This window comes from Achromobacter sp. NCFB-sbj8-Ac1-l (genome assembly GCF_052695805.1).
Genome location: NZ_CP199812.1, coordinates 1,252,118 through 1,270,042, shown reverse-complemented (window position 1 = coordinate 1,270,042; position 17,925 = coordinate 1,252,118). Strand labels below are relative to the sequence as shown.

The window sequence follows — 17,925 nt, the reverse complement described above, 5'->3', positions numbered from 1 at the left end:
GAAGGGTAGGGAATGCCGCGGCAAGGGACTACCGTGGGTTGGTGGCATCTCGCCGCACCAACCCAAGAGGTACGCACCATGACTTTCCCTACCCGCTACCAGGCTTCGTCCAGCCAACCGGACCAGAACCAGACCCCCAACAAGCAGCAAGAGCAGCAAACCCAGCAACAGAAAGAAGACGCTGCACGCAAGCAAGCGCAGGTCGACAAGGACAAGGCCCCCGCTTCGTCCAACGCGCAAAGCACCTGAATGTCTCTGCGGCCCGCTTTACCGGTCCGCCCGTTTTGCCCTGTAGTCTGACGGGCTCATCGCCCGCAGCGCCCGATGCCTTTGCGCCGACACACTAGTCGCCCTGGCGTTGGCACCGCTGAAAAACAAGAAGGCCGCCCGGTTGCCCTGGGCGGCCATGTTGTTTGGATTGCCGCAATGCGCATACGCCGGGGTGGCGCAGCGCCGGCGCTAACGTTCATGCCGGTCTGGCATGCGCGTCGACCACGGTGCGGCCATGATTGATCGCAGCATCCACTGCCATGCCCGGGCTGGACACGAAGCCGCCCGATGCGAACAGCGGCACGACATAGGGTTCGCCGAGACGATCCTGGTCAGCAGCGAGTTCCACGGCCACGGTTGCGGTGAATGCGGGCCGGCTGGAGCCGCCCACCGAAATGCGGGATACCGCGGCGGTCAGCCGGTAGCCCTTGTAAACCATGTTGTTGTGAAGCATAAGCCTCCCGTCATTGATCAAAAGGCCCCACGGGGCCTTCATTCACAAGGTGCGGATTTGCGTGGCGTGGGGGCCTTTGGCGCCCTGAGCCGTGACGTAACTGACGCGCTGGTTTTCAAGCAGCACCTTGTGGCCGTCGCTCACGATTTCCGAGAAGTGGGCAAACAAATCCTTGCCGCCGTTCTCGGGCATGATGAAGCCAAAGCCTTTGGCATCGTTGAACCATTTGACGATTCCGGTTTCCATAATCCCTTCCTTTAAATAGCGGACAGCGCCCGCGAGAGTGAGCCTGTCAAGGAAAGGACTGCGAACAATGAAGCGCCCCGCAGGGGGGAGCAAGACCGGACGATAATCACGATGCTCGAAAAGCTTCAAGTCCACTATGGGTGCAGGGGCACCTAATGTCAATCAGCGTTTCCAATTACCACCCTTATTAAATCTGCACGCAACTATTGCCGGGTTTACATTGAAAAATGGCCTTATATCCCGCAGAAATTACGCTATTGGGGCGTTAAACCCGCTTTATGCGTAACACCCTGGGCATTTTCATACGGTCGACCGGTAAAGCGCGTATCCTGCAAAGAATGGTGCTTGAACGCGCGTCCCTCGCCGCATCGCCATGCACAGGAGCACGGCCATGAACAAGCAGCCGCAGCAGCACTCGCACGATCCGCAGTTTTCGACGCCCTTCCCTCGCCCCGTCCGCGCGCTATCGGCTGCGCTGACATGAGCGCCTTCAGGCGTTCTGTCGCGCGCTTCGCCAACGCCTGCGTCAAGCTGCTGCCCACCGCTTCGAGCCCGCCGCCTGGCGGCTCGCCACGCAGCGCGTCGCACACGGATTCCCGGCCCACTCACGCGGCCATCTCATCGCCGTGGCGCATCTACCGCATCTACGCGCGTCCCGACCATCTGCTGATCCGCAACGAACACGGACAGATCCTGGATCTGGGCGTCATGAAGGGCAGCGAGCCCAATCTGGCCTATCGCCTGAATGCCAGGAACCTGCAGGGCCAGGGCTTTGCCACGCGCACCTTGCTGCTCGACGATATCGCGCGCCGCATCGAAGCCGGCGAAATCGGCCGCGAACTGCTTACCCTGCCGGAATGCACCATGCCGCTGGGCGCCGACCTGGATCGCGGTACGCATACCGACGTCTCGATGAAACTGGCGCGCTAGTCGGGCGCGCCCCTGCGTCAACACGCCGGCAGCCCCCTCAGGGCGTCGGGCCTCTGCCGGATCAGGCGGCCAGGCGCAGGTCGTCGAACTGCACCTTGCCGCCCTGCACCACCAGCGGAATCCGCTCACCCTGGCCCAAGAGGCAGGACACGTCGCGCAGCGGATCGCCATCGACCACCAGGAGGTCAGCGATGGCCCCCGGCGCGATGCAGCCCAGCTTGCCCTGCATGCCCAGCACCTCGGCCCCCACCCGCGTAGCGCTGGCGATCACCGCCTGCGGTCCCAGCACCTCGGCGCGCAGACGGAATTCATCGCTCTGCAGGCGCTGCGACGGCCCCAGCAGATCGCTGCCGTAGCCCATCTTCACGCCCGCGTCGCGGTAGATCTCCAGCGAGCGCAGCCCCGCATCACGCACCTGCGAGATCTTGGCCACGCTTTCCGGCGGCAGGCCGAAGTCGCCGCCCTCGCTGGCCAGCGCTTCGTACGTCACCAGTGTCGGCACCACGAAAGCCTGGCTTTGCGCCATCAGCCGGGCCGTCTCGGCATCGACCAGATTGCCGTGCTCGATGGTGCGCACGCCGCAACGCACCGCGCGGGCGATGGCTTCAGCCGTGTAGGCATGGGCCAGCACATAGGTCTGGCGGCCGTGCGCCTCGGCCACGATGGCGCGGATCTCGTCTTCGGAATAGCCCCAGGCGCCCACCGGGTCGGTCGGTGAGGCCACGCCGCCCGACGCCATGATCTTGATCTGGTCCGCGCCCATCTGCAGTTCCTGGCGCACGGCCCGGCGCACTGCGTCCACGCCGTCCGCCACCCGCGCCAACGCGCCGACCCGCACGCAGCACGGACACGGCGAATCATCGTTCAGGAAATCGCTGCGGGTCCGCATGTCGCCGTGGCCGCCGGTCTGGCTCAGTGCACGGCCGGACACGAACAGCCGCGGCCCCTGCACCAGCCCCAGTTCGACCGCCTGCTTGAACGCGTGGCCGGCGCCACCGGCGTCGCGCACCGTCGTGAAGCCGCGCCGCAACATGCCTCGCAGGATGGGCGCCGACCGGAACGTCACCAGCACGTTGGGCATGTGCACCTGCTGCGCCAGGTTCAGTTCCACCGCGATCACATGCACGTGCAGGTCGATCAGGCCGGGCATCAGGGTCTTGCCCTTCAGGTCGATCACGTGCGCCGAGGCGGCCTGCAAGGGCCGGTCGGACACTTCCTTGATCAGGCCGTCTTCGACCAGCACATCGTGGTCGCCCTGCAATTGGCCATGGGCCGGGTCCAGCAGCGCGGCATTCTTGAACAATAAGGTTTGCATGATGCTCCCGCAATCAAAGGGTCAACAGGGCCGGCAGGACCGCCGGCAGCGCCAGCTGCGCGTACGGGCGGCATGCGGCGGCATCGGCCGGGCCGTACCAGTGGGCCGCGTGCAGCAGGTTCAGCGATCCGAGCGTGCGGCCACGCCAGCGGATCGGCATGTTCAGCACGCTCTGGCAGCCCAGGGAATCGATCAGCGCGTGGTCCGAAAACACCTGGCGCAAGTCGTCCAGCGTGTGTCCGATATAGGCGTCGCCGCGATCCAGCACCGCCTCGGTCCACGGCCCCGGCGCCACGGTCTTGCTGCCGCCGGCCGGGTAAGCGTCGGGCAGGTTCGAATACAGCCGGGTGGCCAGCGCCGTGTCGGGGTCGTAGGCCAGGATGGTGAACAACCGATGGCCAATCTGCACGGCCAGCGCACGGTCGACGGCGGCGAATACCGCCTGCGGCTGATCGGTGGCGGCATGGGCGCTTGCCACCGCGTCCAGTTCGGGCGCCACCGGTGCCGGCGGGCTTGTGCGGATCGTCTTCATTGCGTTTCTCCTGCGGCGATTTCCTCGAGCGAGCGGCCTCGGGTCGGCACGCCCATCAACACGACCACGGCGGCGCCCAGCAGCAGCACGACGGTCGTGACGCCGAACACCCCCATGAAGCCGAAATTCGGATACAGGTAGCCCACCAGGATCGGCGACACGATCGCCCCGACCCGCCCGATGGCCGATGCCAGGCCCGCGCCAGTCGTACGGACCGCGGTCGGGAAGACCTCGGCGGTGTAGGCGTACACGCCTGCATAGGTGCCATTCATGAAGAACGACATGCAGATGCCGGCCAGCATGATCTGCTCGTTGCTGCTGGAAAACGCCAGGCCCAGCGCGCTGGCCCCGCCCAGCAGCATGTAGGTGGCGATGGTGGCCTGGCGCCCGATCTTCTCGTTGAACCAGGCGGCGCTGAAGTAGCCCGGCACCTGCGCACAATAGATCGCCAGCGAATACGAGAAGCTCTTGGTGATGCTCATGCCCGTTTCGACGAGCAGGCCCGGGATCCAGACGAAGAATGAGTAATAGCTGAACGTGATCGACAGCCACATGATCCACGTCATGATGGTGATGCGGGCCTGGCGCCCGGCCAGGAGCAACCTGAAGTTCTCGCGCAGCGTGCCGCTCTTGCTGCTGGCCACGGCGGGTTCGGGCTGCGCAACGGCCAGCGCATGGCCCCGGCGTACGAAATCGGCCTCGATCCTGTCCAGGATGCGCGAGGCTTCGTCCGTGCGGCCCCGGCTTTCCAGCCAGCGCGGCGACTCGGGCAACGCCCGGCGCCACCACAGCAGCATCACCACCGGCAGCGCCGTGATGACCAGCACCATGCGCCAGCCTTCGTCGTGCGCGGGCACGATGAAATACCCCAGCAACGCCGCCGCCACGAACCCGAACGAGAAAAATCCCGCCAGCGAACCCGTGAAACTGCCGCGGAATCGCCGGGCCACGAATTCGGCCAGGTACGGCGCGATGATGGCGCTCTCGGCCCCGGTGCCGATCCCTGCGACGATGCGCGCGGCAAAGAACGGCGGCCAGCTGTTCACGAAGGCGCTGACCAGCGAGGCCGCGCAATACAGCGCCAGCGCCCAGATCATCACGGTGCGGCGCCCGATCAGGTCGCCCAGGGTACCGGCCAGCAAGGCGCCGAAGAAGAAGCCGATATAGGTGCTGCTGCCCAGCAGGCCGATCTGCACGCTGGACAGTTCCCAGGTCTTGCGCAGCACAGGCAGGATGAACGCCAGCACCGCGGCATCCATGGCATCGAACATGTAACCCAGCCCGCCCATCAGCAGCAGGTGTCTATGGAAATGCGCGAACGGCAGACGCTCGATGCGTCCCGAAATCATGGACATGCGGTTCCCCTTGGTCGACGGCTTGGGCCGTACTGGATGAGAGAACGCATGATAGGCACGCGGGGTTTTATCGCACCAATTTATAGTTATGATGCCCCGCATCACCAATGTGAATGACCTGCCATGACCTTCCGTACGCTCGACCTGAACCTGCTCAAGGTGTTTGAAGCCCTGATGACGGAAGGCAGCGTCACGCGCGCCGCCAATGCGTTGTTCATGACCCAGCCGGCCGTCAGCAACGCGCTGGCCCGCCTGCGCGACGGGCTGCAGGACCCGCTGTTCGTGCGGTCCGGCAATGGCGTCATGCCGACCCAGCGCGCCGCCGTGCTGTGGGCCGAGCTGGGCGAAGCCCTGGGCCGCATGCGCGGCGCCCTGGACGCGCAGGCCTTCGACCCGGCCTTGGCCTCGGTGGAATTCAGCCTGTCGATGTCCGACTACACCGCCGGCGTCGTCATGCCGCGCCTGTGCAACCATCTGGCGCAGGTCGCCCCGCTGGCGCGCGTGCGCACAATGCCCAATACCGTGCTGAACATCGCCGACCAGCTGGAAGACAACCGCGTAGACTGCGTGCTGAGCGTCTACGTGAACGAAGCCCAGCACGCCAACCACATCCGCTCACGCTCGTTGTGGCGGGTGGACTATGCCTGCTTCATGCGCGCCGGCCACCCGCTGGCCGCCATGAAACGCCTGAGCACCCGCGCCTTCCTGGCGGCGCGCCACGTCGACGTCAGCCTGGCCGGCACCGCCCTGCCGTCCTATGACATCTACCTGGCCGCGCGCGGCCTGTCACGCAACGTGGTGGCCACCGTCAACCACTATGGTGTTGCCTACGAGATGGTGCGCCATTCCGACATGCTGGCCGTGCTGCCGCGCAACCTGGGCGCACAATCGCCGCACGCGCCCTACCTGCACACCATGCCGCTGCCCCTGCACGCCCCGCCGCGGATCCTGAGCCTGTTCTGGCATCAACGCAACGACACCGTGCCGGCGCAGCGCTGGTTGAGACAGACGCTGGTGGACATGTTTGCGAGTGGGGAAAATGCGACGTAAATACACCGGACATCGTCCTGTAAGACTTGCACCGCCTTGCGCCTGCCGGTAGGTCCACGTAAATATGAAGCCAGGCTTCTACCGGAACGTCATGGCATGCGAAAGAACTCTCCGACTATTCCTGTGGGACACATTCCCGCCGACGGTACGATTCCGCACGAAGTCGTCATGCTGATGAGTGGCAACGGCTGGAGCATCGCACGTGCCTGGCGCGAATACCTGGGAGTGACCCAAACCGACATGGCGATTCGTCTGGGCATAAGACAACCCAGCTACGCCGCGATGGAAGCACCGGGTGCCAACCCCAGACGAAGCACGCGCGAGCGGATCGCTGCTGCGCTGGGTATCCAGTTCGATCAAATCGACGTGTAACACAGACAAATGCACGGCTCGGTAACGAGGCAACGCTGAAGCGCCGATTACACTCGTCATCCCGCGATCTTTACGCCCAGCCCCACCATGACGTCCCAGCCCGCCTATCCCGCTGCCATCGACCCCGACCTGGTCGGCGAATACCCCGCCCTGACCCATTCGGGCGGCGGCTATTTCTATGACGACGTGCTGGAGTACCGGGTGTGGGTGCATCCCCATGCCGGTGGCGAAGACCTGCACGAGGGCGATGATTATTACTACGCCTTCGCCACCTTCGAGGAAGCCGCCGAATGCGCGGATGAAACGCCGGGCGCCGAGCATCCGCTGGTGCTGGTACGGCAACGGGAATGCATCGGCGAACCGACGCCGGGTGTGTTCGAGCACATCACCGTCGAACGCGTCACCGAATGGCGCGTGGAATGGCTGGCGGACTGCAAGCGCACCGCCACCTCGATCCCCGACTTCCTGCGAAGCCGGGGCCAATAAGGCCCGCGGGCGCCGCAAGGCGCCAAGCGCGGTGCAAAGCCCTAGCTCATGTACACGCCGCCATTGATGGCGTAGTTGGCGCCGGTCACGAATGCCGCCTCGTCCGAGGCCAGCCAGGCGCACAGCCCGGCCAGGTCCTTGGCCGTGCCCAGCCGGCCGACCGGCACGCTTTCGATGATGCGGTCCAGCAACGCGGGCGGAAACGCCTTGACGGTGTCGTCGGCGATGAAGCCGGGCGACACCAGGTTGACCGTCACGCCGCGCGCAGCCACTTCCTGCGCCAGCGACCGGGTGAAGCCGATGACGGCGCCCTTGGCGGTGGCGTAGTTGATCTGGCCGATCTGGCCTTTCTCGGCGGCAACCGAACCGATGTTGATGATGCGGCCCCAACCCCGGTCGGCCATGCTGTCGACCACCTGCTTGGTGCTGTTGAACAGCGTATCCAGATTGCTGCGCAGCACCGCCGACCAGTCGGCGTGGCTCATCTGGCGAAAGCGCATGTCCAGCATGGCGCCGGCGTTGTTGACCAGCACGTCGATGTCGCCGACCTCGCGGCGCACCTTGGCGAAGGCGGCCTCGGTCGAGGCCCAGTCGGTGGCGTCGCCTTCGGACGCGATGAAGTCGTAGCCCAGCGACTTCTGTTCCTTCAGCCAGTGGTCCTTGCGAGACGAGCGCGGCCCGCAGCCGGCCACCACGCGGTGCCCCGCGTGGTGCAGCGCCTGGCAGATCGCGGTGCCGGTGTGGCCCATCCCGCTGGTGACGTAAGCAATGCGCAAAGCCATGAACGACCTCCTTTGACGAAACGGATCAGGCGACGGCGCCGACCAGGGGGAACAGACCGAATGCCAGGGCAGCAGCCAGCATCACCAGGCAGACCATGGTGGCCCACTTGAGCGAATAGCGCTGATGGTCGCCGAATTCCACGCCGGCCAGGCCGACCAGCAGATAAGTGGAAGGCACCAGCGGGCTGAGCAAGTGCACGGGCTGGCCTATCAGGGACGCGCGCGCCATTTCCACCGGGCTGATGCCATAGCCCTGGGCGGCTTCGCTCAGGATGGGCAGCACGCCAAAATAGAAGGCATCGTTGGACATGAAGAAGGTGAACGGCAGGCTGACCAGCGCGGTGATGCCGGCCAGGTAGGGGCCGAGCGCGTCGGGAATCACGGCCAGCAGGCTGCGTGACATGGCTTCGACCATGCCGGTGCCCGACAGAATGCCGGTGAAGATGCCCGCCGCGAAAATCAGCGACACCACCGACAGCACGTTGCCGGCATGCTGTGCCACGCGGCGGCGCTGCTCGGCCAGGTTGGGGTAGTTGATGATGAGCGCCACGGCGAAGGCGATCATGAACAGCACGGGCAGCGGCAGCACGCCCAGCACCAGGCTGACCATCAGCGCCAGGGTCAGGCCGGCGTTGACCCACAGGAGCTTGGGGCGGCGCAGGTCGTGGTCGACTTCGATCTCGGGCAAATTCTTGGGGCCGTCTTCGTCGTAGCCGGCATGCAGCGAGGCACCGTCGGGCAACGACAGCACGCCCAGGCGGCGTCGCTCGCGCAGGCCCAGGAAGAAGGCCAGGATCAGGATGGCGACGATGGCCACGCCCATGACCGGCACCAGCGGCACGAAGATGTCGCCGGCGTCCACGTGCAGGGCGCTGGCGGCGCGCGCGGTGGGGCCGCCCCACGGCGTCAGGTTCATGACGCCGCTGGCGAGCATGGCCAGGCAGGTCATGGACAGGGCGTTCATCTTCAGGCGCCGGTACAGCGGCAGCATGGAGGCGACGACGATCATGTAGGTGGTCGAACCATCGCCGTCCAGCGAGATGACGAGCGCGAGGACGGTGGTGCCGACGACGATCTTCAGGGGGTCGCCTTTGACGGCGCGCAGGATGCGGCCGACGATGGGGTCGAACAGGCCGGCATCGATCATGACACCGAAGTACAGGATGGCGAACATCAGCATGACGCCGGTGGGCGCGATCTTGCGGATGCCGTCGAGCATCATTTTGTCGATGCCGGCGCCGAAGCCGCCGAGCAGGGCAAAGATGATGGGGACGAGAATCAGGGCAACCAGGGGCGACAGGCGCTTGGTCATGATCAGCGTCATGAACGTGATCACCATGCCGAAGCCGAGCAGGGTCAGAAGCATGAGGGGGGTATCTCCGACTAGTCGTTGTTATGTGCGGCCTTGGCTTGCAGGGCGCTGGGGCGCAAGACTAGGAAGAAAAGCTGTCTGGAACCTGTCGGAAATATTGGGGTCGGGGCCGGTTGGGGGTTGTTGCTGGTGGGAGCGGTGGGTATGTAGGCCGTCCGGGGTGGTGCTCGGTGCTGGGGGTGTGAGTTTGGGGATTTTTGTGACAGATTGAACGTTGGCTGGTGACTGGTCGGGTGGGGGTCGGCGGTGGGGCGCATGCGACAATTTGGAGATGCGGATACTCGTTATTGAAGATGATGAAGATTTGGCCGACGCGCTCGTGCGACGATTGCGGCGGCTGGGGCATGCCGTGGATTTTCAGAGTGATGGCTTGAGTGCCGATGGCGTGTTGCAGTACGAGACCTTTGATCTGGTGATTCTGGATATCGGGCTGCCGCGGATGTCGGGGTTTGATGTGTTGCATCGGTTGCGGGATCGGGGCAGCAAGACGCCGGTGTTGGCGTTGACGGCGCGGATCGATATTGAAGATCGGGTGCACGCGCTGGATACGGGAGCTGATGATTACCTGGCCAAGCCGTTTGATTTTCGTGAGCTGGAAGCGCGGTGCCGGGCGTTGTTGCGGCGGCCCAGTGCGCAGGCGGCGGGGGTGTTGCGGTTTGGGGAACTGGTGATCGATAGCGCGGCGCGGCATGTCAGTCTGACGGGGCAGCGGATTGAATTGCCCAAGCGTGAATACAGCCTGCTTGAGATTTTGCTGGCGGGCATGAACCGGGCGGTGAGCAAGTCCGAGATCGCGAACAAGCTGTTTGCGTTCGATGACGAGGCGGCGCCGAATGCGATCGAGGTCTATATCGCGCGGCTGCGCAAGAAGCTGGAAGGGTCGCCATTGCGGATCGAGACGCAGCGGGGCACGGGGTATCTGCTGACGGCCGTCGGCGATGCCGGGGCTGCGGCGGACAGGACCGGCGCGGCAGACGGGGGCCGGTCCGATGCCGCGCTGCCCGGCGCGGCGAAGGTCTCTGCACCGCCCTCTGATTCTTCGCGGGACTGATCCGTGCACCCCCGGCGCATTTCCGTTCGCCGCCGTTTGCTGGCGATGCTGCTGGCGCTGTTCGTGGCGGGGCTGGGCGCGCTGTATCTGCTGGTGCGCGGCTATGCGCAGCAGACGGCTGACACGACGTATGACCAGTTGCTGCGGGCGTCGGTGCTGTCGATGGCCGACAGCCTGCAATTGGCGCAGGGCGACTGGCAGATGGATATGCCGTATGCGGCGCTGGCGCTGCTGGAACAGGCGCCGCGCGACCGGGTGTTCTATCGGGTGGCGGCGGCCAATGGCGCCTTGATTTCGGGGTATGCCGATCTGCCGGCGCCGCCGGCGCGCGGTGCGGACCCGGCTGATACGCCGCAGTTGTATGCGGCCAGCTATCAGGGCCAGCCGGTGCGCGTGGCCTGGATGGAACGCAAGGTGGCCGGCCCGCGCGCCACGGAAGCCGCGCGGATCCAGGTGGCGCAGACGCGCGAGGCCCGCGACGCATTGGCCGACAGTATCCTGTGGCAAGGCACGTTGGCGCTGATCGGCTTTACCGCCGCGGCGTTGGCGCTGGCCTATTGGGGGCTGCACCGTTCGCTGTCGCCCATCCAGCGCATCGAACGCGAGCTGGCCGGACGCAGCGCGTCGGACCTGCATCCCATCGCGGCGCCGGTGCCCGAAGAACTCGACACGCTGGTGCATTCGCTGGACGGGTTCATGGCGCGCCTGTCGGAAAACCTGGATACGCTGCGCCTGTTCATCGCCGAGGCGGCGCATCAATTGCGCACGCCGCTGGCGGCGCTGCATGCGCAGATGGAGGTGGCGCTGGACGAGGAAGACCCGGCCGAGCAGCGCCGCAGCCTGCTGGCCGTGCTGCGCAATGCCGAAAAGCTGTCGCGGCTGGTCAACCAGTTGCTCAGCGATGCCAGCGTCATTCACCGCAGCAACCTGCGCAAGTTCGAACCCGTGGACCTGGCCGACCTGCTCAGCCAGGCGGTGTACGACACGGTGCCGCAAGCGGATCCGCAGCCTGACGTCCGGCTGCACTTGCCGGATACGCCTGCGCGGGTGCCCGGTGACAGCCTGATGCTGCGCGAGGCCTTCAAGAACCTGGTCGACAACGCCCTGCGCCATGGCGCATCGACGGACGGACACATCGACATCCGGCTGGAACCTGACGACGGACACTGGCGCATCACCGTCTCCGACGGCGGGCCCGGCATCGCGCCCGCCTTGGCGCACAGCGCCTTCGAACGTTTTTCGCGTGGGCCCAATCCGCGCACGCCGGGCGCGGGCCTGGGGCTGTCGATCGTCAAGCGCGTGGTCGACATTCACCAGGGCAGGCTCAGCCTGAGCAACCGGCCCGAAGGCGGCCTGCAAGCCCGGATCATCCTACCGGTCAAACGCCATGACGCTTAGACTTTCTATCCTTGCCCGCCTGGCCACCGCCTGCACCGCGCTGCTGTGGGCAGCCGCTGGACATGCCGCGGAAACCAGTGGCGACGGCCTGGCGCTTGGCCCGGCCGCCAGCAAGCAGGTGCTGGTGGTGCATGCATCCAACAGCGTGCAGGTGTTTCGCGGGGTGCTGGAGGACTTCAGCCGGCTCAACCCGGGCGTGCGGCTGGAATACACGGAACTGTCGACCCAGGCGCTGTACAGCGACACCGTGGCACGGGCGTCCCGGACGCCCGATGCCAAGGCCGGCCCCGATCTCATCATCAGCAGCGCCATGGACCTGCAGACCAAGCTGGTCAATGACGGCTACGCCCAAGCCCACGTATCGCCCGAGACCCGCGCCCTGCCCGCCTGGGCCAACTGGCGCGACGAGGTCTTCAGCATCGGCACCGACGCCATCGTGATGGTCTACGACACCCGCACGCTGGACGCCGCCCGTGCGCCCCGCACCCGCCGCGAGCTGCTGGCGCTGCTGCAAGCCCCCGACCAGCCGCTGGCCGGCCGGATCTCGACCTACGACGTGGAAGGCAGCGGCATCGGCTACCTGGCGGCCACGCAGGATGCACGCCTGGACAGTCTGGCCGGCGCCCTGCTGGCCGCGTTCGGCCGCAACCGCGTGGCCGTGCATGCGTCCACCGAAGACGCACTGGACAAGCTGCAGCGTGGCGAGATCACGCTGGCGCACAACCTGCTGGAATCCTATACCCGCCACCGCATCGCCCAGGGCGCGCCGCTGGCCGTGGTCTATCCCCAGGACTACACCCTGATGCTGTCACGTTCGGCCATCATCCCGCGGCAGGCGCCGCGTGCGGACCTGGGCGCCCGCTTCCTGGACTACCTGCTGTCGCCGCGCGGGCAGGAGATGATCGCCCGCCAATCCGGCATGCGGCCGGTGGGCGCGTCGGTGATTCCGGCGGCCGGGGTGCGACCGGTGGGCCTGGGCGTGGGCTTGCTGGTGTATCTGGATCCGCTGAAAAAACGCCATTTCCTGGACGTCTGGCGAGCCGCCGCACAGCCACAGTAGCGGCCTGATCAACCGCCCAACTGCCCCCCCGCCCGCACCAGGTCGGCCAGCGTGCGCACCTGCATCTTGCGCATCACCCGTCCCCGCCGCACCTTCACGGTGATCTCGCTGACATTCAGCTCGGCCGCGATCTGCTTGTTCAGCATGCCGCGCACCACTCGTACCATCACGGCCTTCTCGCCCTCGGTCAGGGTGTCCCAGCGCGCCCGCACCTCTTGGGAACCCGTCAGGTTCGCCAATTGGGCGCGGTCCTGCTCGATCGCCGCGTGGATCGTGTCCAGCAGGTCCTGGTCGCGAAAAGGCTTGGTCAGGAAGTCCACGGCCCCCAGCTTCATCGCCGCCACCGACATCGGAATGTCGCCGTGGCCAGTGATCATCACCACGGGCAGGCGCCGCCGGGCCTGCTGCATGCGGCGCAGCAGGTCCATGCCGCTCTGGCCCGGCAGCCGCACATCCAGCACCAGGCAACCCGGGCCGGCATCCGCGCCGCTGTCCAGGAATTCCTGCACCGAGCCGTAGCCGCGCACCGGCAGGCCAACCGAGTGCATCAGATCCTCCAGCGAGTCGCGCAGGGAGGCGTCGTCGTCGACGATATGGACGGTGGCCGGTTCAAGCCGTGTGGATGCATTCATGGTGATTCTTCCTCGGCAGCCGCCGGCAGCGTGAAACAGAACACCGCGCCGCCGCGCGCGGCGGGCTCGGCCCACAGCCGGCCGCCATGGCCTTCGATGATGCCGCGGCTGATGGTCAGGCCCAGGCCGGTGCCGTCCGGTTTGGTGGTCCAGAACGTGTCGAACAGACGCTCGCGGGCCTGCGGGCTCAGGCCCGGCCCGCTGTCGGTCACCGAACACTGCACCAGGCCGGGTGCCTGCAGCGTCAGACGCAGGGTCAGATGGCGCGCGCCCACCGGCGTCTCCTGCATCGCCTCGACGGCGTTGAGCACCAGGTTGACCACCACCTGCCCCAGTTGCACGCGGTCGCCCAGCACGGCGGGTACGCGTTCCTGGATACGGGTCGACAGGGCCACTTCGTGGCTGGCCAGTTCGCCGCCAGCCAGCTCCAGCACATCGCCGATCACGTCGGCCAGGTCCAGCCGCTCGCGCTGCGGCGTAGCGTTGCGCGCATCGCGGCGAATGCGTGCAACCACCTCGCTGGCGCGGGACACGTCATCGGTCATGCGCTGCAAGGCTCGCAAGGCGCGTTCGATATTGGGGGGATCATGCTCCAGCCAGCGCTGGCAGGCACTGCCGCTCGTGGCGATGGCCGCCAGCGGCTGGTTGATCTCGTGGGCGATCGACGCGGTCAGTTCGCCCAGGCTGTGAATGCGGGCCATGCGTGCCAGTTGGGTGCGGGCCTCGAAGGCTGCGTCTTCTGCTGCGGCCCGCTTCAACGCCAGGTACGCGGTCACGCCAATGGCCGCGATACTGATCAATGCGTTGATCACCCCCAGTTCGCGCAGCGCCCCGCCGTTGGGCGTCAGATACAGGCTCAGCAGGGTCAACACCGCACACGCCACCGCCACCAATGTCACGCCCCGCCGGGGCAGGAAGCTGAACGCGGCCAGGATCACGGCCACGTAGAACACCGCCACGGCGATTTCCAGGCGGGTGAACGTGTCGGCCAGGAACACCAGCGCCATCAGCACGACAAGCAGCGCAACACCGGCGCCGGGGCGCTGCTTCAAATACCTGGCCGGCTTCTGGAACATGGTGCGACAACCCTGGTGGAAGGAAAGCTGCGCCAGCGGCAAGCCGCCGCGCGCCGCGACACGCCATTGTAGAGACTGCCGAGGCCCTGGCCCCCCTCTGGAAAGCGGGCGTATACCAAGGTATATGCCGGCCAAACCCATCCCGTCTCGCGTCGCGCCAGGCCAATTCCTATAATTTCCAGGCCCCCGGGGCGGCACGGCCGTGCCGCTGCGGCCCTTCCTTCAACGCTCATCGGCAGCCTCCCATGAAACTCTCCATCAAGACGCTCTGGATCGCACGTGGCGCCGTGCTCGTCGGTATCTGGATCGCGCTGGGCGTGATCCAGATGCTGCACGGCGGCGCCTGAGCAGCACGGCCCGCTCCTCGGGTTTAGCGCTGCCCGTCTTCTCCGGCGCCACCACCGTTCATCCGCTCCAACGAAAAGGGCAAGACCGACATACCGGTCTTGCCCTTTTCAACGCCTCACCGTATCAGGGCAGCAGGCACAGGATGCCGCCCACGCCCAACGTCCAGACCAGCAGCATCGGCACCAGCAGCCGCAGGGGAATCAGCGGGCCGTCCGGGATATCGGGCAGGTCGCCCCCGCGGCGCGCCATGCGTTCGGATTCGTACTCATGCATGTCGCGCGAGAACTTGCGCATTTCCTCGAATGCCTTTTCCATGAGGATTCTCCCGGCATGTCAGTACCACCGGCCGTAGCGGCGGATGTAGAACGTCTTGACCTGCTGCGTCAGCACCACGTAGCTCAGGATCGTCAGCGCCAGCCAGCCGAAGTACGCGGGCGGCAGGGCCACGAAGCCAATCGACTCGGCAATCGGTGAAAACGGCAGCCAGCACGCCAGCCCGATGGCAATCGTGGTCGACAGCAACACCGGCAACGACGCCGTGCTTTGCAGGAACGGAATCTTGCGCGTGCGCAGCATGTGCACCACGAACGTCTGCGACACCAGGCCTTCGATGAACCAGCCCGAATTCATGATGGTCTGGCCGCCGTCGCCGCCATGCAGCGCATACGCCGCCCCGGCGCCGAACACCGTCCACATCAGGAAATAGGTCGTGATATCGAACACCGACGACGTCGGGCCCAGCCACAGCATGAAGCGCTGGATATTGCCCGCTTCCCATTTGCGCGGCTTCTTCAGGAACTCTTCGTCCATGCGGTCCCACGGCAGCGTCAGCTGCGAGATGTCGTAGACGAGGTTCTGGATCAGCAATTGCAGCGACAGCATCGGTTCCCAAGGCAGCCAGGCCGACGCCACCAGCACCGAGAACACGTTGCCGAAGTTCGAGCTGGCCGTCATGTTCAGGTACTTGAGAATGTTGCCGAAGGTCTCGCGGCCCTTGATGACGCCTTGCTCCAGCACCATCAGGTCTTTTTCCAGCAGCACGATGTCGGCCGTTTCCTTGGCGATGTCGGCACCGCTGTCCACCGAAATGCCCACGTCGGCGTCGCGCAGGGCCGGCGCGTCGTTGATGCCGTCGCCCAGGAAGCCCACGGTATGGCCGTTGGCCTGCAAGGCCTTGACCACCCGCGACTTCTGCAGCGGAGTCAGCTTCGCGAACAGCACGGCTTTCTCGACCCGGCGGCACAGCGCCACGTCGTCCATCTGCTCGATATCGCTGCCCAGCATCACGCGGCCATCGCGCTCGGTGCCCAGGTCCAGGCCGACATCGCGGCACACCTTGGCGGCCACGATGGGGTTGTCGCCCGTCAGCACCTTCACCGCCACGCCGTAGTCGTTCAGCGCGCGGATCGCGGCCTGCGCCGAATCCTTGGGTGGGTCCAGGAACGTCAGGAAGCCCCGCACCACCAGCCCGCTTTCGTCGGCGGTCTGGAACTGCGTGCGGCCCGTGTCTTCCAGCCGCCGCGAAGCCACCACCAGCACCCGGAAGCCATCGCGGTTGTAGGCCTCGGCGCTGCGCAGCAGGCGCTTGCGCAGGGCCGCGTCCAGCGGCTGCTCGCGGCCATTGCAGACCACCCCGGTGCTCACCGCCAGCATTTCCTCGACCGCGCCCTTGGTGATCATCTCCAGGCTGCCGTCGGCGCCACGCACCACCACCGACAGGCGCCGCCGCACAAAGTCGAACGGAATCTCGTCGACCTTGCCGTAGGCGTCGCTGCGTTCCCAACCGCGCAGGTCCAGGGCGCGCGCCAGGATGGCGCGGTCCATCAGGTTGCGCTGGCCGCTCTGGTTCACGCTGTTCAGCCAACCCAGGCGCAGCACCTCGTCATCGATCTCGCCGTCGACATTGAAGTGATGTTCGAGAATGATGCGGTCCTGCGTCAGCGTGCCGGTCTTGTCCGTGCACAGCACGTCCATCGCGCCGAAGTTCTGCACCGAGTTCAGGCGCTTGACCACGACCTTGCGCCGCGCCATCGCCACCGCCCCCTTGGCCAGGTTGGCCGAGACGATCATCGGCAGCATCTCCGGCGTCAGGCCGACGGCCACTGCCAGCGCGAACGTCAGCGCCGTGACCCAGTCGCCCTTGGTGACGCCGTTGATGACGAACACGATCGGCACCATCACCAGCATGAACTTGATCAGCAGCCACGACACGCTGTTCACGCCGCGGTCAAAGCTGGTCTCGACCCGCTTGGTCGACACCACGTTCCTGGCCAGCGAGCCAAAGTAGGTGTTCACGCCCGTGCCCACGACCACCGCCGTGGCCGTGCCGCTGACCACGTTGGTGCCCATGAAGCAGATGTTGGCCAGGTCCAGCAGCTCGGCGTTTTCACCCGCCTTCGCATCGGCGCGCTTGGCGCTGACGCTGCCCAGCGTGTCGTACTTTTCCACCGGCAGGGCTTCGCCGGTCAGGATGGCCTGGCTGATGAACAGGTCGCGCGACTGCAGCAGGCGGATGTCCGCCGGAATCATGTCGCCCGCTTGCAGCTCGACGATGTCGCCGGGCACCAGCTCGTTCATGGGCACCTCGCGCCGCACCGGCTCGCTGGCCTGGCTGTCGCGCCGCAATACCGTGGCGGTGCTGCGCACCATGGACTTGAGCTTTTCCGCGGCACGGCCCGAGCGGTATTCCTGGATGAAGCGCAGCAGGCCGCTGATCGTCACCATCGTCAACATGATGATGATGCCGGTCCAGTCCCGGTCGGCCGGATTGGCGAACTGGATATCGGTCAGGTACGACACCGCCGCCAGGCCCAGCAGCACCAGCACGAACGGATTGCGGAATGCGCGCAGCAGTTGCAGCCAGGCAGGCGCCGGCTTGTCGTGCGCCACTTCGTTCATGCCGTCGACGGCGCGCCGCACCATGACGTCGGCGTCGGCCAGGCCGGACCGCTGCGTCTGCAGCGCCTGCAGGCTGTCCTGCACCGACAGGCCGGCATGGCGCGCCACCGGCATCGTTCGGCGCTTGTCCGCCGCCGCATCCGGCGTGCGGTTCTTTTCGCTGCGCGGCCCGCCCGGGGCCGGCAGCGTCGCTTCTTGGACTTGCTTCATGTTCGCTGCTCCTGCCCGCGATCGTCATCGGCCGGGGACGCCAACGCGCGTGCGCAAGCGTCCCCGGTCCATGACGAGCACAGGCTCG

At 66.1% G+C, this 17,925-nt stretch carries 19 protein-coding genes; 8 read left to right on the top strand and 11 right to left on the bottom strand.

Annotated features, from left to right (window positions below):
* Positions 1 to 78: 78 nt before the first annotated feature.
* On the top strand, positions 79 to 249 hold the full coding sequence (locus tag ACUDP5_RS05965) for a hypothetical protein (RefSeq protein ID WP_263910369.1): 171 nt from the start codon (positions 79 to 81) through the stop codon (positions 247 to 249).
* A 217-nt stretch (positions 250 to 466) separates the two neighbouring features.
* On the opposite strand, the gene ACUDP5_RS05960 is transcribed toward ACUDP5_RS05965, so the two are convergent.
* Together ACUDP5_RS05960 and ACUDP5_RS05955 are read right to left on the bottom strand one after the other, a co-directional pair.
* Complete coding sequence (locus ACUDP5_RS05960) at positions 467 to 724, bottom strand: hypothetical protein (RefSeq protein ID WP_445658371.1); 258 nt, start codon at positions 722 to 724, stop codon at positions 467 to 469.
* 42 nt (positions 725 to 766) lie between these two features.
* A complete protein-coding gene (locus tag ACUDP5_RS05955) occupies positions 767 to 970 on the bottom strand; it encodes a cold-shock protein (protein ID WP_025137012.1) in 204 nt (67 codons plus the stop codon).
* A gap of 480 nt (positions 971 to 1,450) precedes the next feature.
* On the opposite strand from ACUDP5_RS05955, the gene ACUDP5_RS05950 reads away from it, so the two are divergent.
* Entirely contained in the window at positions 1,451 to 1,900 is a 450-nt protein-coding gene (locus ACUDP5_RS05950; RefSeq protein WP_263910366.1) for a hypothetical protein, read from the top strand.
* 61 nt (positions 1,901 to 1,961) lie between these two features.
* Here the strand turns inward: ACUDP5_RS05950 and ACUDP5_RS05945 are convergent, their stop codons facing one another.
* Genes ACUDP5_RS05945 through ACUDP5_RS05935 form a run of 3 tightly spaced genes read right to left on the bottom strand, consistent with a single transcriptional unit; the run spans position 1,962 to position 5,102 of the window.
* On the bottom strand, positions 1,962 to 3,215 hold the full coding sequence (locus ACUDP5_RS05945) for an amidohydrolase family protein (RefSeq protein ID WP_445658370.1): 1,254 nt from the start codon (positions 3,213 to 3,215) through the stop codon (positions 1,962 to 1,964).
* A 13-nt stretch (positions 3,216 to 3,228) separates the two neighbouring features.
* Positions 3,229 to 3,747 carry a GAF domain-containing protein gene (locus tag ACUDP5_RS05940; protein WP_445658369.1) on the bottom strand — a complete coding sequence of 173 codons (519 nt, stop codon included), beginning with the start codon at positions 3,745 to 3,747 and terminating at the stop codon, positions 3,229 to 3,231.
* Positions 3,744 to 5,102, bottom strand: coding sequence for an MFS transporter (locus ACUDP5_RS05935; RefSeq protein WP_445658368.1), 1,359 nt, complete (start codon positions 5,100 to 5,102; stop codon positions 3,744 to 3,746). Before ACUDP5_RS05935 ends, ACUDP5_RS05940 begins: the two co-directional genes overlap by 4 nt.
* Before the next feature lie 123 nt (positions 5,103 to 5,225).
* Here ACUDP5_RS05935 and ACUDP5_RS05930 point away from each other — a divergent pair, with 123 nt between their 5' ends.
* From ACUDP5_RS05930 to ACUDP5_RS05920, 3 genes are all read left to right on the top strand, one after another.
* On the top strand, positions 5,226 to 6,152 hold the full coding sequence (locus ACUDP5_RS05930) for a LysR family transcriptional regulator (RefSeq protein ID WP_025137004.1): 927 nt from the start codon (positions 5,226 to 5,228) through the stop codon (positions 6,150 to 6,152).
* 96 nt (positions 6,153 to 6,248) lie between these two features.
* Positions 6,249 to 6,524 (top strand): helix-turn-helix domain-containing protein, encoded by a 276-nt coding sequence (locus tag ACUDP5_RS05925; RefSeq protein WP_025137003.1) that lies wholly within the window; start codon positions 6,249 to 6,251, stop codon positions 6,522 to 6,524.
* A gap of 87 nt (positions 6,525 to 6,611) precedes the next feature.
* Entirely contained in the window at positions 6,612 to 7,010 is a 399-nt protein-coding gene (locus ACUDP5_RS05920) for a GCN5 family acetyltransferase (protein WP_263910361.1), read from the top strand.
* Between the two features lie 41 nt (positions 7,011 to 7,051).
* Here the strand turns inward: ACUDP5_RS05920 and ACUDP5_RS05915 are convergent, their stop codons facing one another.
* Together ACUDP5_RS05915 and ACUDP5_RS05910 are read right to left on the bottom strand one after the other, a co-directional pair.
* Positions 7,052 to 7,792, bottom strand: coding sequence for an SDR family oxidoreductase (locus ACUDP5_RS05915; protein WP_183006732.1), 741 nt, complete (start codon positions 7,790 to 7,792; stop codon positions 7,052 to 7,054).
* A gap of 25 nt (positions 7,793 to 7,817) precedes the next feature.
* Positions 7,818 to 9,158, bottom strand: a complete 1,341-nt coding sequence (locus ACUDP5_RS05910) for a CitMHS family transporter (protein WP_263910359.1) — start codon at positions 9,156 to 9,158, stop codon at positions 7,818 to 7,820.
* 277 nt (positions 9,159 to 9,435) lie between these two features.
* Here ACUDP5_RS05910 and ACUDP5_RS05905 point away from each other — a divergent pair, with 277 nt between their 5' ends.
* Genes ACUDP5_RS05905 through ACUDP5_RS05895 form a run of 3 tightly spaced genes read left to right on the top strand, consistent with a single transcriptional unit; the run spans position 9,436 to position 12,673 of the window.
* Positions 9,436 to 10,215, top strand: coding sequence for a response regulator (locus ACUDP5_RS05905; protein WP_445658367.1), 780 nt, complete (start codon positions 9,436 to 9,438; stop codon positions 10,213 to 10,215).
* Positions 10,216 to 10,218: 3 nt separating this feature from the next.
* Positions 10,219 to 11,613 carry a sensor histidine kinase N-terminal domain-containing protein gene (locus ACUDP5_RS05900; RefSeq protein ID WP_445658366.1) on the top strand — a complete coding sequence of 465 codons (1,395 nt, stop codon included), beginning with the start codon at positions 10,219 to 10,221 and terminating at the stop codon, positions 11,611 to 11,613.
* The gene (locus ACUDP5_RS05895) at positions 11,603 to 12,673 is read left to right on the top strand and encodes an ABC transporter substrate-binding protein (RefSeq protein ID WP_445658365.1); all 1,071 of its coding nucleotides are present in this window, start codon (positions 11,603 to 11,605) and stop codon (positions 12,671 to 12,673) included. The genes ACUDP5_RS05900 and ACUDP5_RS05895 overlap by 11 nt, the downstream gene beginning before the upstream one ends.
* Before the next feature lie 8 nt (positions 12,674 to 12,681).
* On the opposite strand, the gene ACUDP5_RS05890 is transcribed toward ACUDP5_RS05895, so the two are convergent.
* The 4 genes from ACUDP5_RS05890 to mgtA form a co-directional block, all read right to left on the bottom strand.
* Positions 12,682 to 13,305 (bottom strand): response regulator transcription factor, encoded by a 624-nt coding sequence (locus ACUDP5_RS05890; protein WP_263910353.1) that lies wholly within the window; start codon positions 13,303 to 13,305, stop codon positions 12,682 to 12,684.
* The gene (locus ACUDP5_RS05885) at positions 13,302 to 14,381 is read right to left on the bottom strand and encodes a sensor histidine kinase (RefSeq protein WP_445658364.1); all 1,080 of its coding nucleotides are present in this window, start codon (positions 14,379 to 14,381) and stop codon (positions 13,302 to 13,304) included. The genes ACUDP5_RS05890 and ACUDP5_RS05885 overlap by 4 nt, the downstream gene beginning before the upstream one ends.
* Positions 14,382 to 14,852: 471 nt before the next feature.
* Entirely contained in the window at positions 14,853 to 15,044 is a 192-nt protein-coding gene (locus tag ACUDP5_RS05880; protein ID WP_025136995.1) for a hypothetical protein, read from the bottom strand.
* An 18-nt stretch (positions 15,045 to 15,062) separates the two neighbouring features.
* Complete coding sequence (gene mgtA, locus ACUDP5_RS05875) at positions 15,063 to 17,837, bottom strand: magnesium-translocating P-type ATPase (RefSeq protein ID WP_263910351.1); 2,775 nt, start codon at positions 17,835 to 17,837, stop codon at positions 15,063 to 15,065.
* Positions 17,838 to 17,925: the final 88 nt, after the last annotated feature.

What these genes read in the sequence shown, in the direction of transcription:
- ACUDP5_RS05965 (WP_263910369.1), top strand. Translation starts at nt 79, where the DNA reads ATGACTTTCCCTACCCGCTACCAGGCTTCGTCCAGCCAACCGGACCAG.
- ACUDP5_RS05960 (WP_445658371.1), bottom strand. Translation starts at nt 724, where the DNA reads ATGCTTCACAACAACATGGTTTACAAGGGCTACCGGCTGACCGCCGCG.
- ACUDP5_RS05955 (WP_025137012.1), bottom strand. Translation starts at nt 970, where the DNA reads ATGGAAACCGGAATCGTCAAATGGTTCAACGATGCCAAAGGCTTTGGC.
- ACUDP5_RS05950 (WP_263910366.1), top strand. Translation starts at nt 1,451, where the DNA reads ATGAGCGCCTTCAGGCGTTCTGTCGCGCGCTTCGCCAACGCCTGCGTC.
- ACUDP5_RS05945 (WP_445658370.1), bottom strand. Translation starts at nt 3,215, where the DNA reads ATGCAAACCTTATTGTTCAAGAATGCCGCGCTGCTGGACCCGGCCCAT.
- ACUDP5_RS05940 (WP_445658369.1), bottom strand. Translation starts at nt 3,747, where the DNA reads ATGAAGACGATCCGCACAAGCCCGCCGGCACCGGTGGCGCCCGAACTG.
- ACUDP5_RS05935 (WP_445658368.1), bottom strand. Translation starts at nt 5,102, where the DNA reads ATGTCCATGATTTCGGGACGCATCGAGCGTCTGCCGTTCGCGCATTTC.
- ACUDP5_RS05930 (WP_025137004.1), top strand. Translation starts at nt 5,226, where the DNA reads ATGACCTTCCGTACGCTCGACCTGAACCTGCTCAAGGTGTTTGAAGCC.
- ACUDP5_RS05925 (WP_025137003.1), top strand. Translation starts at nt 6,249, where the DNA reads ATGCGAAAGAACTCTCCGACTATTCCTGTGGGACACATTCCCGCCGAC.
- ACUDP5_RS05920 (WP_263910361.1), top strand. Translation starts at nt 6,612, where the DNA reads ATGACGTCCCAGCCCGCCTATCCCGCTGCCATCGACCCCGACCTGGTC.
- ACUDP5_RS05915 (WP_183006732.1), bottom strand. Translation starts at nt 7,792, where the DNA reads ATGGCTTTGCGCATTGCTTACGTCACCAGCGGGATGGGCCACACCGGC.
- ACUDP5_RS05910 (WP_263910359.1), bottom strand. Translation starts at nt 9,158, where the DNA reads ATGCTTCTGACCCTGCTCGGCTTCGGCATGGTGATCACGTTCATGACG.
- ACUDP5_RS05905 (WP_445658367.1), top strand. Translation starts at nt 9,436, where the DNA reads ATGCGGATACTCGTTATTGAAGATGATGAAGATTTGGCCGACGCGCTC.
- ACUDP5_RS05895 (WP_445658365.1), top strand. Translation starts at nt 11,603, where the DNA reads ATGACGCTTAGACTTTCTATCCTTGCCCGCCTGGCCACCGCCTGCACC.
- ACUDP5_RS05890 (WP_263910353.1), bottom strand. Translation starts at nt 13,305, where the DNA reads ATGAATGCATCCACACGGCTTGAACCGGCCACCGTCCATATCGTCGAC.
- ACUDP5_RS05885 (WP_445658364.1), bottom strand. Translation starts at nt 14,381, where the DNA reads ATGTTCCAGAAGCCGGCCAGGTATTTGAAGCAGCGCCCCGGCGCCGGT.
- ACUDP5_RS05880 (WP_025136995.1), bottom strand. Translation starts at nt 15,044, where the DNA reads ATGGAAAAGGCATTCGAGGAAATGCGCAAGTTCTCGCGCGACATGCAT.
- mgtA (WP_263910351.1), bottom strand. Translation starts at nt 17,837, where the DNA reads ATGAAGCAAGTCCAAGAAGCGACGCTGCCGGCCCCGGGCGGGCCGCGC.